Origin of the sequence: Dietzia sp. DQ11-44 (genome assembly GCF_014145205.1) — a bacterium.
In the GTDB taxonomy this organism is placed as follows: domain Bacteria; phylum Actinomycetota; class Actinomycetes; order Mycobacteriales; family Mycobacteriaceae; genus Dietzia; species Dietzia natronolimnaea.
Window position 1 is genome coordinate 1 of sequence record NZ_JAALEC010000380.1, and the last position, 2129, is coordinate 2129.

General features: G+C 72.9%; 1 protein-coding gene and 1 pseudogene. Both read right to left on the bottom strand.

Annotated elements, in window-relative coordinates:
* On the bottom strand, positions 1 to 1133 hold a 1133-nt coding region (locus G6018_RS10080), incomplete at its 3' end, for a DUF6541 family protein (protein ID WP_347237848.1).
* Positions 1134 to 1216: 83 nt separating this feature from the next.
* Positions 1217 to 2129: pseudogene (locus G6018_RS10085) on the bottom strand (hypothetical protein); the annotation flags it as partial.

Genomic DNA, 2129 nt, shown 5'->3' on the forward strand with positions numbered 1-2129 from the left:
TGTAGCGCCACGGCCCGGCCCCAGACGGCCGCCCGGTCGGCGTTGATCTCGAACTCGAAGGCCGAGATCTCGTCCGCGTCCTCGGAGACGGTGAGGACCTGGGGCAGCAGCGTGAGCACGCCCGCCAGGCCGATCCCGGCCAGGACGACGAAGTCCCGCAACCGGCCCCGGACCGGGCGCCACAGCCCCTCGAACAGCCACCAGAACAGCACGAACACCGCGGCGGTCACCATGGCTGACGGGTGGATGCCCCCGACGCCGACCAGGCCGAGGGCGGCGGCGGGCACGAGACGTCGGTCCGCCAGCGCGGCCACCACGACCGCGGCCACCAGGCCCGCCAGCCCGTTGGCCACGCCGGAGGGGGTCGCTGCCACCATCACCTCGACGAACGGCAACCCGGGGAACAGCGGGGTGGCCATGGCCGCGACCGCGGCCGAGGTGGCGGCGGCCGGTCGGGAGAAGCGCCGGTGGGTGATGAGCCAGGCGAGTGCGGCCACACCGAGCGGGAACGCCAGCGCCATGGCGCCGATCTGCACCAGGTTGTAGGTCTCGACCGCCCCGATGCCGCGCAGCCCCATGACCAGGGCGGCGATCGCGTGCCAGGTGCTCGGGTAGTAGAGGGTGGCCCCGTTCTCCGGGTACCGGAGCTCGCCCGCCTGGTCCGGGGACGCCAGTCCCGTGTCGTGGATGAACCGGATGTAGTTGGCGTGCCAGTGGGCGTCCCAGCCCTGGAAGACGTTGGCGGTGCCGCCCGGCGTGGCCGAGAGCTCGGTGAGGATCATCTGCCCGATCAGCCACGCGCTCACCGGGATCGACGCGGCCGGGAGCAGCCACCACCACGAGCGGCGGGCACGCGGCGTGTCACCCACCCGCCCCCTACGGCGCCGCCGGATCCACAGCGTCCCGGAGATGAGCAACCCCACCAGCCCGACGATCACCGCGGTGACCGCCGTGGCCACCGCATACGCGCCCAGGGACCACGGCACACCCGTCCGGCCGTACGCGTAGGTGGCGATCGTGACGATCCCCGCGGACACGGGGATCGACGTGCCCACCGCCAACCGGAGCGGGAGCCGTGCGGCCAGTCCCACGATCAGCCCGGGGACCACGAGGAGCGCGGTGAGGGTCAGCATGACCATCGCGATGTCGATGACCTGCCTCCGTCCCTGTCGTACTCATCCGATCCGACCATTATGGGCCACCCGCCCCGCGGCCCTCAGCGCGGCACGAGGACTCCGACCGGTCCGCTGCCGATGCACAACTCCCCAAGGCCCCCTTCGGGAGTGAAGGTGACCCCGGTACCGGACCCCTCGACGCGTACGAACACCGTTCCCAGACCCGCCGACACCGGCACCGTCACCTCGGCGCCCTCGTCGAGGCGGACATCCACCTCGCCGTCCGCGTCGGCGAAGAGATTGAGCTGGACGAGCCAGTCCCGGTCGATCAGGGGGCCGTCGAGCGGGATCCGGGCACCGCCCCCGGAGACCCGGTATCCGCAGCCGGGCTCGGGCCCCTGGGGGATCGTCCGGAGCGCCGCGACCTCGGCCGGATGAAGGGTGCCGAGGGCGTCGATCACGACCGGATCAGTGGTCCACCCGGTCACCGGCGGGATCCCGGGAACACCCGCGAGCAACGACGAGAGCCGGTGTGACGGTGCGGTGACCGGGAGGAGGACCTCGAGCGGGAGATCCTGGTCGAGCAGCGGGGCGCTCCGATCATGCAGCGTCTCGAGCAGGGGGAGGGCGTAGTCGCGGGAGGGCTGTTCGGACCACGTCGTCCGATAGGTCAGGGTCGAGACCGCTGAGGAGGCGAGCAGCGCGATGAGCACCACCACGCCCGCCGGCACCGACCTGCGCCCGGCCGTGGAGGTACCCCGTCGTGGCGCCGACAACGCCAGCGCCGCGGCGGCGCCCAGGACCAGCGGGAATTCGGGGTGGTACCGGAGGGTCTGGACGATCTCCGCCGCGGTGTCCGGGCCCGCCCGCCCCACCGCGACCAGCACCACGGAGAGCAGCGGGTACAGCGCGACCGCAGCCCAGACCGCCCCGGTGCGCCGACGGGTGGCGAGAGACCACGCCAGCACCCCGGCACACGCCAGGACACCGAGGAGCACGACGGAGACCGGCGGA